Raw genomic sequence first — 14,190 nt, 5'->3', positions numbered from 1 at the left:
CATGCCACTCCCCGAAGCGAAACGGAACGGTTTCGTTTCGCTTGTGCGAGGGGTATCGTCGGCGGTGTACGAAACAGTTTCGCTCGGACGGGAGGTGCCGGAGATGCCAGAGATGATGGAGATGGCGGAGACGCCGGAGATCTCGGAAGAGGTCTCGTCGCGGCGCAGCCGCATCACCCCCGAGCGGGAAGCCGAACTCCACGGGGCGGTCCTCGACCTCCTGCGCGAGGTCGGCTACGAGGCGCTGACCATGGACGCGGTCGCCGCCCGTACGAAGTCCAGCAAGGCCACCCTCTACCGCCAGTGGGGGAGCAAGCCGGAGCTGGTCGCCAAGGCCCTGCGCTGTACCCAGCCGGTCTCCCTCCGGGAGATCGACACGGGCAGCCTGCGCGGGGACTTCGAGCTCATGGTCCAGCACTCCGACGACGCGCAGATGGCCAAGGACACCGCGCTGCTCAGAGGTCTGGCCCATGCGGTCCACGAGAGCCCGGAGCTCCACAAGGCGCTGCGGGACCTGCTGGTCGACCCGGAGATCACCGGACTTCAGGTGATGCTGCGGCGGGCCGTCGACCGGGGCGAGATCGCCCCGGACTGTCCGGCCCTCTCCTTCGTACCGCACATGCTCATCGGGGCGTTCATCGCGCTCCCGCTGATCGAGGACCGGTCCGTCGACCGGGCCTTCCTCGGCCAGTTCATCGACGCCGTGGTCTTCCCCGCCCTCGGCGTCTGAGTTCCAGCGCACCACCTCCCCGCTGCTCCTGACACGCCGCTCTCGTCGTCGGGCCGGCTCCCCATGCCCTGATCCATCCGGATCCATCCCACGACCTGAACGGGAGAACCACCGACGTGGCCACCTTCCTCTACCGGCTCGGCAGGGGCGCCTTCCGGCGCCGCCGCCTCGTCGCTCTCGCCTGGGTGGCGCTGCTGTTCGCCGCCATCTTCGGCGCGGCGACCGCGCCGGCACCCAGCTCCGGCTCGTTCTCGATACCCGGCACGGAGGCCCAGAAGGCCTTCGACCTGCTGGAAGAGCGCTTCCCGGGCATGGCCGCCGATGGCGCCACCGCCCGTATCGTCATCAAGGCCCCGGCCGGCGCCAAGATCACCGACCCCGGCACCAAGACCGAGGTCGAGAAGATCATCTCCGGCCTGAAGGGCGGCGCGGGCGCCGACCAGATCGCCTCGGTCGACGACCCGTACCAGTCACAGGCGATCAGCCAGGACGCCACGACCGCCTACATCACCACCAAGTACAAGGTCAGCGGCATGGAGCTGACCGACAAGACCCGCGACGCGCTCAAGGAGTCCGGCAAGGACGCCCAGGCCGCCGGGCTCACCGTCGAGATCGGCGGCGACGCCCTGATGGCGGCGCCCGAGTCAGGCGCCGGTGAGATCGTCGGCATCCTCGTCGCGGCGATCGTGCTGGTCATCACCTTCGGCTCGCTGATCGCGGCCGGGCTGCCGCTGCTGACCGCGCTGATCGGCGTGGGCATCGGGATCTCCTCGATCGCCGCGCTCGCCAACGCGCTGGACCTGGGCACCACCACCTCCACCCTGGCGATGATGATCGGCCTCGCGGTCGGCATCGACTACGGGCTGTTCATCGTCTCCCGCTACCGCGCGGAGCTCGCCGAGGGCCACGAGCGCGACGAGGCGGCCGGCCGGGCCGTCGGAACCGCCGGCTCCGCCGTCGTGTTCGCCGGTCTGACCGTGGTCATCGCCCTGGTGGGCCTGGCCGTCGTCAACATCCCGATGCTCTCCAAGATGGGCTTCGCGGCCGCCGGCACGGTGGTCATCGCGGTGCTCGTCGCGCTCACCCTGGTCCCGGCCATGCTGGGCTTCGCGGGCCGCACGGTCCTGCCCGCCGGCAAGAAGAGCAGGCTGTTCGGCAAGGGCAAGGTCCTGCCGGAAGGCGTCGAGCCCAAGCCCAACGGCGGCACACGCTGGGCCCGCTTCGTCCTGCGCCGCCCGGTGATGGTCCTGCTGGCCGGTGTGATCGGCCTCGGCGCGATCGCCATCCCGGCGAGCAAGCTGGAGATGGGCCTGCCGGACGACGGCGCCCAGCCGGTGTCCACCACCCAGCGCAAGGCGTACGACCTGCTCTCCGACGGCTTCGGCCCGGGCTTCAACGGCCCGCTGATGGTCGTCGTGGACGGCGACCAGGCGCTCGCGGACGCCACCGTAGAGCGGATCAAGGGCCTGGGCGGCGTGGCCGCGGTCACCCCGCCGATGCCGAACGAGGCCAAGAACGCCTCGATCATCAACGTCATCCCGAAGGACCGCCCGTCCTCCGTGGAGACCGAGGACCTCGTCCACGAGATCCGCGAGGGCAACGGGAAGGACGTGCTCGTCAGCGGCCAGACCGCGATGAACATCGACTTCTCGCAGAAGATGAACGACGCGCTGCTGCCCTACCTGACGCTGGTGGTCGGCCTCGCCTTCCTGCTGCTGATGCTGGTCTTCCGCTCGATCCTGGTCCCGCTCAAGGCGGCCCTCGGCTTCCTGCTGTCGGTCGTCGCGGCCCTCGGCGCGGTCGTCGCGGTCTTCCAGTGGGGCTGGCTCGGCTCGCTCTTCGGTGTGGAGCAGACCGGTCCGATCATGTCGATGATGCCGATCTTCATGGTGGGCGTGGTCTTCGGTCTGGCCATGGACTACGAGGTCTTCCTGGTCACCCGCATGCGTGAGGCGTACGTCCACGGCGAGCGGCCGGGCCAGGCCATCGTGACCGGCTTCCAGTACAGCGCGCGGGTGGTCGTGGCCGCCGCCGTGATCATGATCGCGGTGTTCTCGGGCTTCATCGGGTCCAGCGAGCAGATGGTGAAGATGATCGGCTTCGGTCTCGCGATCGCGGTCTTCTTCGACGCCTTCGTGGTCCGCATGGCCATCGTCCCGGCGGTGCTCGCGCTGCTCGGGCACAAGGCCTGGTGGCTGCCGCGCTGGCTGGACAGGATCCTGCCGAACGTGGACGTGGAGGGCGAGAGCCTGCGCAAGCACCTCGCCGGGACCTCCAAGGAGGATCCGGACAAGGACCGCGAGCTGGTCAACGCTTGACCCGGCCGGTCAGCGCCTGATCCGTTGACACCCGAGCCCCGTCCCGCCATCCGGCGGGGCGGGGCTCGGTCACATTTCCCGGGCGGTTGCTCCTACCGGGTGCCGGCGGCGTAGGTGAGGCGCAGGAAACGGCGCAGCGACTTGATGTCGAACTGGAGCACGGCGACGCCCTCGGGGGAGTGGAACTCGACGACCGCCTGGACGCGGCCGCAGGGCCAGACGCGTACGTCCCCGGTGCCGCTCGGGGCCTGGAGGCCGGCCTCCAGCAGGGCGCGGGGGAAGACCCACTCGTTCTCGGTGCCCTCGGGGGAGAGGTCGGCGGGGAAGACGACCCGTACGGCCAGCGGCTCGGCGGGGGTGAAGCGCAGGGCGACCGGAATGGCCCGGTAGAGCGGGTCATCGGTGATCACGCGGCCGCGGACCCGCTCTTCGACGACGGCGGCGGTGGCTGTGGCGGGAGCGTTCTCGGCGGTGGCTGACATCGACAACACTCCTCGAATCGGAACATATCGGAACATATGAGTCCGTATTCCCCCTAGCCTCGCACATTCCCACGAATCCGCACCGCGCCACTTGTGGCGTGACCGCTCTTGCCAACCATTTGCAACTGGGCACTATTCTTGAACGGTTCAAGACGCTGTCGGTTCGCCCCGTTCTACACAGCGTGAGTTCAGCGCAGGAAGCGGAGCAGCCCATGCATGTGCCCGACGGCTTCATCGACGCCCCCGTCTCCATAGCCGCGGGCGTCGCGGCCGCGGGGGCTGTGGCCATCAGCCTCCGCGGCGCCCGCCGGGAGCTCGACGAGCGGGCGGCGCCGCTCGCCGGACTCGTCGCCGCCTTCATCTTCGCCGTGCAGATGCTGAACTTCCCGGTGGCCGCCGGCACCAGCGGCCACCTGCTGGGCGGGGCGCTCGCCGCGATCCTCGTCGGCCCCTGTACAGGTGTGCTCTGCGTCTCCGTGGTGCTCCTCATGCAGGGCATCCTGTTCGCCGACGGCGGCCTGACCGCCCTCGGCGTGAACATCAGCGTCATGGGCGTGGTCACCGTCGTCGTCGCGTACGCGATCTTCCGCGGACTGCTCAAGGTGCTGCCCCGCACCCGCGCCTCGGTCACCGCCGCCGCCTTCACCGGAGCGCTGCTCTCCGTGCCCGCCGCGGCCGCCGCCTTCACCGCCCTCTACGCCGTCGGCGGGACCACCGACGTCCCGGTGGCCAAGGTCTTCACCGCCATGGTCGGCGTGCACGTGCTCATCGGCGTCGGCGAGGCCGCCATCACCGCCGCGACGGTGGGCGCCGTGCTCGCCGTACGACCCGACCTGGTGCACGGCGCGCGCGGGCTGACCGCGCCGCTCAAGCTGCGCGTCGGTGATCAGCTGGTGGACGCCCCGGCCCCGGCGGCCGTCCCCGCGGCCGCCCGCTCCACCAAGAAGGTCTGGGCATCCGGCCTGGTCACCGCCCTCGTACTGGCCGGCTTCGGCTCCTACTACGCCTCCGCCAGCCCCGACGGCCTGGAGAAGGTCGCCGCCGACAAGGGCATCGACCAGAAGGTCACGGAGCACGCGGCCGCCGATTCCCCGCTCGCCGACTACAGCGTCAAGGACATCACCGACGCCCGACTCTCCGGCGGCCTCGCCGGGGTCATCGGCGTCGGCGCCACCGTCGTCCTCGGCACCGGGATCTTCTGGACCGTCCGTCGCCGCCGCGTGCGGGATCTGACCGCCGCGTCCACCGCGTCCCCGGCGGCCTGAGATGGGCGCGGGCCACGCCCACAAGCTCTTCCGGCACGGGCACTCGCCGATCCACGCGCTGCCGGCGCACTGCAAACTCGCCGCGACCTTCGCCTTCGTCCTGGTCGTCGTGTCCACACCGCGCGAGGCGGTGTGGGCCTTCGGCCTGTACGCCCTCCTCGTCGCGGCGGCCGCGGCCGTGGCCCGGATCCCCGCCGTGTTCCTGCTGCGCCGACTGCTGATCGAGGTCCCGTTCGTCCTGTTCGCCGTGCTCATGCCGTTCGTGGCCGAGGGCGAGCGGGTGGAGGTCCTCGGCATGTCGCTGAGCGTCTCGGGCCTGTGGGGCGCCTGGAACGTCCTGGCCAAGGGCACCCTCGGAGTCGCCGCCTCCGTCCTGCTCGCCTCGACGACCGAGCTGCGCGCGCTGCTCCTCGGCCTCCAGCAGCTGAAGCTGCCGCCGCTGCTGGTGCAGATCGCGTCCTTCATGATCCGGTACGGCGACGTGGTCACCGACGAGCTGCGGCGGATGTCGATCGCCCGCCGCTCCCGCGGATTCGAGGCGCGCGGCATCCGGCACTGGGGGGTGCTGGCCAAGACGGCCGGCGCGCTCTTCATCCGCTCCTACGAGCGCGGCGAGCGGGTCTACCTCGCGATGGTCAGCCGCGGCTACGCCGGCTCGATGCCGGTGATCGACGAAGTCTCGGCCACGCGCGCCCAGTGGGCGTACGCGGCCGCACTCCCGGTGACGGCCCTCGCCGTCTGTCTGATGGGCTGGACCCTGTGAACCCTTCCCCCTCCCTCGCGGTATCCGGTCTCGCCTACGCCTACCCGGACGGGCACCAGGCCCTGTTCGGGGTGGACCTGACCGTCGGGCGCGGCGAGCGCGTCGCCCTGCTCGGCCCCAACGGCGCCGGCAAGACCACCCTGGTCCTGCACCTCAACGGCATCCTCGGCGGCGGGGTCGGCACGGTGACCGTGGCCGGGCTGCCGGTGGAGAAGCGGAACCTCGCCGAGGTCCGGCGCCGGGTCGGCATCGTCTTCCAGGACCCCGACGACCAGCTGTTCATGCCGACCGTGCGGGAGGACGTGGCCTTCGGCCCGGCGGCGGCCGGACTGCGGGGCGCGGAGCTGGAGGCCCGGGTCCGGGGCGCCCTGGAGCAGGTCGGGATGGCGGCCTTCGCCGACCGGCCGCCGCACCACCTGTCCTTCGGGCAGCGCCGCCGGGTCGCGGTGGCGACCGTACTGGCCATGCGGCCGGAGATCCTGGTCCTCGACGAGCCCTCCTCCAACCTGGACCCGGCCTCGCGGCGGGAGCTGGCGGACATCCTGCGCGGGCTCGACGTCACGGTGCTCATGGTCACCCACGATCTGCCGTACGCGCTGGAGCTGTGCCCGCGGTCGGTGGTCCTCAGCGAGGGGGTCATCGCCGCCGACGGCCCCACGCGGGAGCTGCTCTGCGACGCCGAGCTGATGCGGGCGCACCGCCTGGAACTGCCGTTCGGCTTCGACCCGCGCACGCCCCTGTTGACGCGCCCCTCGCACTGATCGGCGCCGGCGCGCCTCCCGGCCACGCCGCGGAGCGGCTCATGTCACGGTGGGCCGCTGCGTCGGGCTCCGTCCGCCGGTCGGGGGCCGGGCGCGGTGGGCTGCTCCGGGGGACCCGGGAAGCAGGTCCGTCCGGTGGGCGTTGCATCCTGTCGTAGGCGCCGTCGGGGCGTCGTCGCAGGGTGCTGGGAGTCAGACGTGGATGTCCACGGGACGGTGGCGGAGGGCTTCGAGCCCGTCAGAGACGCGTTCGTACGCAACTTCGAGGTGCTCGGGGACCGGGGCGCGGCCGTGGCCGTGTACCGCGACGGGCGCCCGGTCGTGGACCTGTGGGGCGGTACCAAGGACGCCCACGGCTCCGAGCCGTGGGCCGAGGACACCGCGCAGATCGTCCGCTCCGCCACCAAGGGCGTGGCCGCCGCCGTACCCCTGCTGCTGCACCAGCGCGGGCTGCTGGACCTGGACGCTCCGGTGGGCTCGTACTGGCCCGAGTTCAAGGCGGGCGGCAAGGAGAAGACCCTGGTGCGTGACCTGCTCGCGCACCGGGCCGGGGTGCCGGCGCTGGACCGGGGCCTGACCATGGCCGAGGCCGCGGACGGGGTGTCCGGACCGCGTGCGGTGGCCGCGCAGCGGGCCTTCTGGGAGCCCGGCACCGCACACGGCTACCACGCGCAGACCTTCAGCTGGCTGCTGTCCGCGCTGGTACTGCGGGCGACCGGCCGCACCATCGGCTCCCTCCTGGCAGAGGAGATAGCCGAGCCGCTGGGGCTCGACTTCTGGATCGGCCTGCCGGAAACCGAGGCGCACCGGGTGGGCCGGGTGGCCCCCGTCGACCCGCCGGAGAGCGCGGGCATGCTGAGGATCCGGCCGAGGCGGAACGTTTCCGAGGCCTACGCCGACCCGGACTCCCTCACCCGCCGCGCCTTCGCGGCCATCGATCCCCTGCCGGACGAGAACGACCCCGGCTACCAGGCCGCCGAGCTTCCGGGCTCGGCCGGCATCGGCACGGCACGCGCCCTGGCCCGCTTCTACGCCGCCACGATCGGCGTGGTGGAGGACGGTGCGCGGATCTTCACCCCCGAGACGACCGCCCTCGCGGCCACCGAGTTCTCCTCCGGCCCCGACCGGGTCCTGGTGGTCAACACCCGCTTCGGCCCCGGCTACATGCTGCACGGCCCGGCCTCCCCGCTGATGTCCCCGGCCTCCTTCGGCCACCCGGGGCGCGGTGGCTCCCTGGCGTTCGCGGACCCGGAGGCGGGCATCGGCTTCGGCTACGTCACCAACGCCCACGCCAAGTCGGTCACCGCCGACCCGCGCGCCCAGGCGTTGGTCCGGGCCCTGCGCTCCGCGACGGCCTAAGCGGTCGGTGCGGCGCCGTTGCGGGGCTCTGCCCCGGGCCCCGCGCCTCAAACGCCGGCGGGGCTGAATTGCCCCCGCGGGGCTGAACCGCCCCCCGGCGGCTGAATTGCCCCCGCGGGGCTGAACCGCCCCCCGGCGGCTGAATTGCCCCCGCGGGGGCTGAATTGCCCCCGGCGGGGCTGAGCCGTCAGCCCGCGTTGAGGACCGATGCCACGATCGGGCCCGCCGTGTCGCCGCCGTGGCCGCCGCCCTCGACCATCGCGGCCGCCGCCACGTCATCGCTGAAACCGGTGAACCAGCTGTCCGGGCTGCCCGCGCCGTCCACCTCCGCCGAGCCGGTCTTGGCGCCCTTGTCGCCGCCGACCGACGCCATCGCGTTCGCGCCCGTGCCGCTGGTCGCCGTCAGCCGCATCATCGAGACCAGCTGCTGGTGCACCGACGGCTTCATCCGGCGCTGCGCCTTCGCGATCGTCCGGCCGTCGAGGTCCGGGGAGACCAGCAGCGGCTGGCGGAACACGCCGCTGCGCGCGGTGGCCGTGATGGACGCGATGTTCAGCGGGTTCATGGTGATCCGGCCCTGCCCGATGTACCCGGCGGCCTCCTCCGCACCCGTCGCCACCGGGACCTTGCCGTCGGTGGAGTCGATTCCCGTCTTCCAGTCCAGGTCGATGCCGAAGACCTCCTTGGCCTCCTTCGACAGCGCGGCGTCGTCCTTCACGCGGTCGATCGGCTTGATGAAGGCGGTGTTGCAGGACCTGGCGAAGCTGGTCGCGAAGGTCGCGCCCGGCGCCTCGAAGTTCTTCAGGTTGTGGAAGGTGCGGCCGCCCCAGACCACGTCCTTCGTGCACTCGGCCGGCTTGTCGGCCGCGACCAGGCCGCGGTCCAGCAGCATCGCCGCCGTCACGATCTTCATGGTGGAGCCGGGTGCCCGGTTGCCCGTCATCGCCGCGTTGTAGCCGTCCCCGCGGTGGTTGGCGACGGCCAGGATGTGCCCGCTGCTCGGCTGGACGGCGACCACCGAGGCCTCGGGGAACCTGGCGACCGCCCGCTCGGCCGCCGCCTGCACCTTCGCGTCCAGGTACGTCTTGATCGTGCTCGGCTCGCCCTCCACCAGGGTCAGCAGGGTCCGCTTCGGCGTGTCGGGGGTGGCCCCCTCGATCCAGACCTCGGCTCCGGCCTTGCCGCCCGCCTTGGCCCCGTACGTCTCGCGCAGCTTGTCGAGGACCGGCCGCAGCGAGGGGTACTTCTCGGCGGTCAGCTCCTCGCCGTTCCGGTCCACGGCCGTGACCGGCGGGTTCGCCGGCGCGCCCGCGCGCAGCCTCTCGTCCTTCTGGAGCTCCGGGTGGATGATCGAGGCCTGCCAGTCGACGAGCGGCTTCCCGCTGGTCAGCCCGCGTACGACGGTCAGCTTGGACTCGTAGGCGAGCGGCTTGGTGACGCTCTCGTAGGTGATCTCCGCGGCCACCTTGTAGGCCACGGTGGCCCCGTCCTGCGCACCCGGGGTGATCACCACCTTGGACACGTACGCCTTCTTGAAGTCGGCCACCGCCGACCGCGCGGCCTGCGCGTTGTCGGTCAGTTCGCCGGCCGCCCCGCCGTCCCCCGCCGCCCATGCGGCCAGGAAGGCCTTGGCGGCCTGCGCGGCCTCCTTCTCGGTGATGGGGCCGCTGCCCTTCGCCGCCTGGACGGAGGTCTCGCCGCCCTGGCCCCCGCCCGTTCCGTCCTGCCCGCCGGCGTCTCCGACCAGCGCGTACACCCCGTACCCGGCTCCGCCGACCATCGCGAGGAACACCCCGCCGACGATGGCACCCTTGGCCGCCCCGTTCACTTGCGTCCCCTCCCCCGGAACCTCGGTTCTCTGAACATGTTCAAGAACCCCTGGGGTGGACCTTACGCGGAGCGAGGGCGGCGCTGTGTACTTGTTACCGGACCGGAATATCTCGCCGGGGCGCCAACCGCCGCCCGTCGGGCGGCGGTTCAGGCGCTCCTCGGGCCCCTCAGACCCATGTGTCCAGCCACATCCGGTTCCTCCAGGAGTCCATGGGCAGCGTCTGGCCGGTAAAGATTGGCCAGAAATAGATGAAATTCCAGACGATCAGCAGCGCCAGGACACCCGCCCCGATCGCGCCGAGTGCGCGCCGCCGCTCCGAGGAGCCCGCCGGCCCCAGCAGAGCGCCGATCATCATCGCCACCGCCAGACACAGGTACGGGACGAAGACCACCGCGTAGAAGAAGAAGATGGTCCGCTCCTGGTAGTTGAACCAGGGCAGCAGGCCCGCACCGAGCGCGCAGGCGATCGCGCCGGCCCGCCAGTCGCGGCGGAAGAACCACCGCCACAGCACGTACAGCAGCGCGAAGCAGCCCGCCCACCACAGCATCGGCGTGCCGAGCGCCAGCACCTCGCGGGCGCACTTGCCCGCCTCCGTCGCCGGGCAGCCGTCGGTGCCGGGCGAGGGGGACTCGTAGAAATAGGAGACGGGCCGGCCCAGGACCAGCCAGCTCCACGGGTTCGACTCGTACGTGTGCCCGTCGTGCAGGTTGACGTGGAACTTGTAGACCTCGGTCTCGTAGTGCCACAGGCTGCGCAGCCACTCCGGCAGGAACGACAGCGAGCTGCCCCGGTCGTGCTTCGCGGCCCAGTCGCGGAAGTAGCCGCCCTTGCCGTCGTCCGCACTCAGGATCCAGCCCGTCCACGAGGCCAGGTACACCGCGATGGCCACTGGCACCGTCGAGAGGAACGCCGGCAGCGCGTCCCGGCGCAGCATCGCCGCGTACGGGGCACCCGCGCCCGCGGTGCGGCGCGCGGCGGCGTCCCACAGCACCGTGAGGATGCCGAAGAAGGCCAGCACGACCAGCCCGTTCCACTTCGTGCCGAAGGCCAGGCCCAGGCAGACACCGGCCAGTACCCGGTACGGCCGCCAGCCCAGCCGGAGGGACTCGGCGATCTCCAGATCCGGGCGCCCCCGCCCTTCCGCGTCCACCGGCAGCGCCGCCGCGAGCCTGGCCCGGGCCTTGTCGCGGTCGATGAGCAGGCACCCGAAGGCGGCCAGCACGAAGAACATCAGGACCAGGTCGAGCAGCGCGGTCCGGCTCATCACCAGGTGCAGGCCGTCCACCGCCAGCAGCGCGCCCGCCAGACACCCGAGGAACGTCGAGCGGAACAGGCGGCGCCCGATCCGGCACAGCATCAGCACCGACAGGGTGCCGAGCAGCGCCGTCATGAACCGCCAGCCGAACGGGGTGAATCCGAACATCCATTCGCCGAGGCCGATCACCCATTTGCCGACCGGCGGGTGCACCACGTACCCCGGGTCCAGCGGCAGCGAGACCCCGTCCGGGTTGGCGAGGATCGACTTGTCGATGTCCTTCGGCCAGCTCGCCTCGTACCCCTGCCGGACCGTGGCCCAGGCGTCCTTCGCGTAGTACGTCTCGTCGAATATCACCGCCTTCGGGCTGCCCAGGTGCACGAAGCGCAGCACGCCCGCCACCAGCGCCACCAGCAGCGGCCCCACCCACGCCAGGACGCGCTGCCAGGCGTCCACCGCCGAGGGCGGGACGCCGAGCGCCGTCCACAGCTGCGCCGACGGCCGGGTGTACGGGGGCACCAGACGGACGCGGACGTCCGCGTCACGCGCCCCGGCACCGGCCCGCGGTACGTAGCCGAAGCCGCGCAGGCGGCGCAGCCAGGGGGACGGCTCTACGTCGGAGTCGCGCCCCGCCGGGAGGGCGGGCGGGGCCCCCGCGGGGCTGGGCGGCGGCGTCGCGGTACTGGTCACCGGATCATCGTAGGGAACGCTCCTGTGGGAACCCCAGTGCCGGGGCGTTCGGGGTGGGACGACCGGGACGACCGGGACGACTGAGGTGGGACGACCGGGACGGCTGAGAGGATGGGCGGGTGACCACTGACCAGCCCCTCGGCCCTGATTCCTCCGCTTCCTCCGCTTCCTCCGCTTCCTCCGCCTCCCCCGGCGTGCTCGTGCTCGCCGGCACCCCGATCGGCGACCTCGCCGACGCCCCACCGCGGCTCGCCGCCGAGCTGGAGCGCGCCGACGTGGTCGCCGCCGAGGACACCCGGCGGCTGCGCCGGCTCACCCAGGGGCTCGGCGTGCACACCACCGGGCGCGTCCTGTCGTACTTCGAGGGCAACGAGTCCGCGCGCACCCCGGAGCTGGTCGAGGCCCTGCGGGACGGCAAGCGGGTGCTGCTCGTCACCGACGCCGGCATGCCCTCCGTCTCCGACCCCGGCTACCGGCTGGTCGCCGCCGCCGTGGAGAAGGACATCAAGGTCACGGCCGTGCCCGGGCCGTCCGCCGTCCTCACCGCGCTCGCCCTGTCCGGGCTGCCCGTCGATCGGTTCTGCTTCGAGGGGTTCCTGCCGCGCAAGGCGGGCGAGCGCCTCGGCCGGCTCCGCGAGGTCGCGGGCGAGCGGCGCACGCTCGTCTACTTCGAGGCCCCGCACCGGCTCGACGACACCCTGGCCGCGATGGCCGAGGTCTTCGGCGCCGATCGGCGGGCCGCCGTATGCCGTGAGCTGACCAAGACGTACGAGGAGGTCAAGCGCGGCGGGCTCGGCGAGCTGGCCGCCTGGGCCGCCGAAGGCGTGCGCGGGGAGATCACCGTGGTGGTCGAGGGCGCGCCGGCCGCCGGGCCCGGCGACGTGGACGCCGAGGAGCTGGTGCGCAGGGTGCGGGTGCGCGAGGAGGCGGGCGAGCGGCGCAAGGAGGCCATCGCGGCGGTCGCGGCCGAGGCCGGGGTACCCAAGCGCGAGGTGTTCGACGCGGTCGTGGCGGCAAAGAACACGGCACAAAAGATGCCGTGAGTCGGTAAAGGGCTAACCTGAAAAGCAAAGCTCAGACCGCGCACCGGGCGCTTTGGGAATGAGTCGCCCAAAGACCGTCCAACAGTAGACAGGGCCTGATGCGCTCCCGCCCGAAGAGGCGTCCACTGGCAATGCACCAGTGGAACAAGAGGAGCTGGCATGAGTGAGATCGCTGACAGCCCGGGCACCCGGGTACCCGCGGCCGCCGCGGAGCCCGCCGCCGTTTACACCCCCCCTGTGCAGACGGTGCACGAGGCGTACTCCTTCGCGTGCATGAAGTGCGGGTACAGCTGGGAGCAGGGGTACGAGATCGAACACCACGTCGACGGCAAGGGCCAGCCGTTCATCGTCTACAAGGCGGGCGGCGAGCGGGTCCCGTCCCCGCTGTCCAACCCGACCTGCATGAACTGCGGCGGACACGTGGTGCGGATCATGCGCGAGGGGCAGGTCTCCGCGGTCATCGGCACCCTCGACAACATCTACCACCACCGCGTCGCACCCGGGATCGCCGGACCGGTGCCGGCGGGCGTGGACGTGCCCCGCACGCCGAAGCCGCGCGTGACGCCCCGGCACGAGGCCCCCGGGCCGGTGCCCATCGACCCCGAGGGGCGCGACGAACGGCGCGGACTGCTGGCCCGGCTGCGGGAGATTTTCCGCGGGCCCGGCTCCTGAGCGGTCTCGGGGACCGCTCAGGCCCGGTCATAAGATCGGCCGTATGAGCCGTACCTCGAACGACACGCCGCCGCCGCTGCCCGAACCGCTCCGGGTGGCGGTGGCCGACTCGCACACCCACCTGGACCTGCAGTCCGGCACCGTCGAGGAGGGCCTGGCCAAGGCCGCCTCCGTCGGGGTGACCACCGTGGTCCAGGTGGGCTGCGACGTGAAGGGCTCCCGCTGGGCGGCCGAGACCGCCGCCCAGTACGACAACGTCCACGCGGCCGTGGCCCTTCACCCGAACGAAGCCCCCCGCATCGTGCTGGGCGATCCCGACGGCTGGTCGCGGCAGGGCGCCCGGGCCGGCGGCGGCGAGGCCGCGCTGGACGACGCGCTCGCCGAGATCGAGGCGCTGGCCGCCCTCGGCCATGTCAAGGCCGTCGGCGAGACCGGACTGGACTACTTCCGCACCGGACCCGAGGGCATGGCCGCCCAGGAGCGCTCCTTCCGCGCCCACATCGAGATCGCCAAGCGGCAGGGCAAGGCCCTGGTCATCCACGACCGCGAGGCCCACGCCGACGTACTGCGCGTCCTGCGCGAGGAGGGCGCGCCCGAGCGGACGGTGTTCCACTGCTACTCCGGCGACGCGGACATGGCCCGCGCGTGCGCCGCCGCCGGGTACTACATGTCCTTCGCCGGGACCGTCACCTTCAAGAACGCCCAGCCGCTGCGCGACGCGCTCGCCGTGGCCCCGCTGGAACTGGTCCTGGTGGAGACGGACGCCCCGTACCTGACCCCGGCGCCGTACCGCGGCCGGCCCAACGCGCCGTACCTCATTCCGCTGACGGTACGGGCGATGGCGGCGGTCCGCGGCATCGACGAGGACACCATGGCGACGGCCCTGGCTGCCAACACGTCCCGGGCCTTCGCGTACTGACCCGCCCCGCCCCGACCCGGCCGGCCCGCTCCCGCTCGTCACCCCGACACGCTGGGTAGCCGTGCGGCTTTGGTGAGTGACGGTCGCTGGCGCTAGGGTGCC

At 72.1% G+C, this 14,190-nt stretch carries 12 protein-coding genes; 9 read left to right on the top strand and 3 right to left on the bottom strand.

Annotation, left to right across the window (positions count from 1 at the left end; all coding sequences use genetic code 11):
• Positions 1–112: 112 nt before the first annotated feature.
• The gene (locus MTF65_RS17015; protein ID WP_243629735.1) at positions 113–730 is read left to right on the top strand and encodes a TetR/AcrR family transcriptional regulator; all 618 of its coding nucleotides are present in this window, start codon (positions 113–115) and stop codon (positions 728–730) included.
• A gap of 116 nt (positions 731–846) precedes the next feature.
• Complete coding sequence (locus MTF65_RS17010) at positions 847–3,048, top strand: MMPL family transporter (RefSeq protein ID WP_243629551.1); 2,202 nt, start codon at positions 847–849, stop codon at positions 3,046–3,048.
• A gap of 92 nt (positions 3,049–3,140) precedes the next feature.
• Here MTF65_RS17010 and MTF65_RS17005 read toward each other — a convergent pair whose 3' ends face one another.
• Entirely contained in the window at positions 3,141–3,530 is a 390-nt protein-coding gene (locus MTF65_RS17005; RefSeq protein WP_243629550.1) for an SsgA family sporulation/cell division regulator, read from the bottom strand.
• A gap of 212 nt (positions 3,531–3,742) precedes the next feature.
• On the opposite strand from MTF65_RS17005, the gene MTF65_RS17000 reads away from it, so the two are divergent.
• The 4 genes from MTF65_RS17000 to MTF65_RS16985 all read left to right on the top strand — a co-directional run bounded on the left by MTF65_RS17000 (position 3,743) and on the right by MTF65_RS16985 (position 7,678).
• Entirely contained in the window at positions 3,743–4,795 is a 1,053-nt protein-coding gene (locus tag MTF65_RS17000; RefSeq protein WP_243629549.1) for an energy-coupling factor ABC transporter permease, read from the top strand.
• Position 4,796: 1 nt separating this feature from the next.
• Positions 4,797–5,558, top strand: coding sequence for a cobalt ECF transporter T component CbiQ (gene cbiQ, locus MTF65_RS16995; RefSeq protein WP_243629548.1), 762 nt, complete (start codon positions 4,797–4,799; stop codon positions 5,556–5,558).
• Complete coding sequence (locus MTF65_RS16990) at positions 5,546–6,319, top strand: ABC transporter ATP-binding protein (protein ID WP_279399217.1); 774 nt, start codon at positions 5,546–5,548, stop codon at positions 6,317–6,319. Before cbiQ ends, MTF65_RS16990 begins: the two co-directional genes overlap by 13 nt.
• Before the next feature lie 198 nt (positions 6,320–6,517).
• Positions 6,518–7,678, top strand: coding sequence for a serine hydrolase domain-containing protein (locus tag MTF65_RS16985; protein ID WP_243629546.1), 1,161 nt, complete (start codon positions 6,518–6,520; stop codon positions 7,676–7,678).
• A 187-nt stretch (positions 7,679–7,865) separates the two neighbouring features.
• Here the strand turns inward: MTF65_RS16985 and MTF65_RS16980 are convergent, their stop codons facing one another.
• Both MTF65_RS16980 and MTF65_RS16975 read right to left on the bottom strand, forming a co-directional pair.
• On the bottom strand, positions 7,866–9,506 hold the full coding sequence (locus MTF65_RS16980) for a penicillin-binding transpeptidase domain-containing protein (protein WP_243629545.1): 1,641 nt from the start codon (positions 9,504–9,506) through the stop codon (positions 7,866–7,868).
• Between the two features lie 169 nt (positions 9,507–9,675).
• Positions 9,676–11,454 carry a dolichyl-phosphate-mannose--protein mannosyltransferase gene (locus MTF65_RS16975; RefSeq protein WP_374207245.1) on the bottom strand — a complete coding sequence of 593 codons (1,779 nt, stop codon included), beginning with the start codon at positions 11,452–11,454 and terminating at the stop codon, positions 9,676–9,678.
• A gap of 194 nt (positions 11,455–11,648) precedes the next feature.
• Between MTF65_RS16975 and rsmI the strand changes: the two genes are divergently transcribed.
• From rsmI to MTF65_RS16960, 3 genes are all read left to right on the top strand, one after another.
• Complete coding sequence (rsmI, locus tag MTF65_RS16970; RefSeq protein WP_243629733.1) at positions 11,649–12,497, top strand: 16S rRNA (cytidine(1402)-2'-O)-methyltransferase; 849 nt, start codon at positions 11,649–11,651, stop codon at positions 12,495–12,497.
• A 159-nt stretch (positions 12,498–12,656) separates the two neighbouring features.
• On the top strand, positions 12,657–13,169 hold the full coding sequence (locus MTF65_RS16965; RefSeq protein ID WP_374207244.1) for a hypothetical protein: 513 nt from the start codon (positions 12,657–12,659) through the stop codon (positions 13,167–13,169).
• A 43-nt stretch (positions 13,170–13,212) separates the two neighbouring features.
• Positions 13,213–14,088, top strand: a complete 876-nt coding sequence (locus MTF65_RS16960; RefSeq protein WP_243629544.1) for a TatD family hydrolase — start codon at positions 13,213–13,215, stop codon at positions 14,086–14,088.
• The last annotated feature ends 102 nt before the right edge of the window (positions 14,089–14,190 follow it).

The sequence above is a fragment of the Streptomyces sp. APSN-46.1 genome (assembly GCF_022815725.1).
In the GTDB taxonomy this organism is placed as follows: Bacteria; Actinomycetota; Actinomycetes; order Streptomycetales; family Streptomycetaceae; genus Streptomyces.
This window is presented reverse-complemented; position numbering and strand designations above follow the sequence as displayed.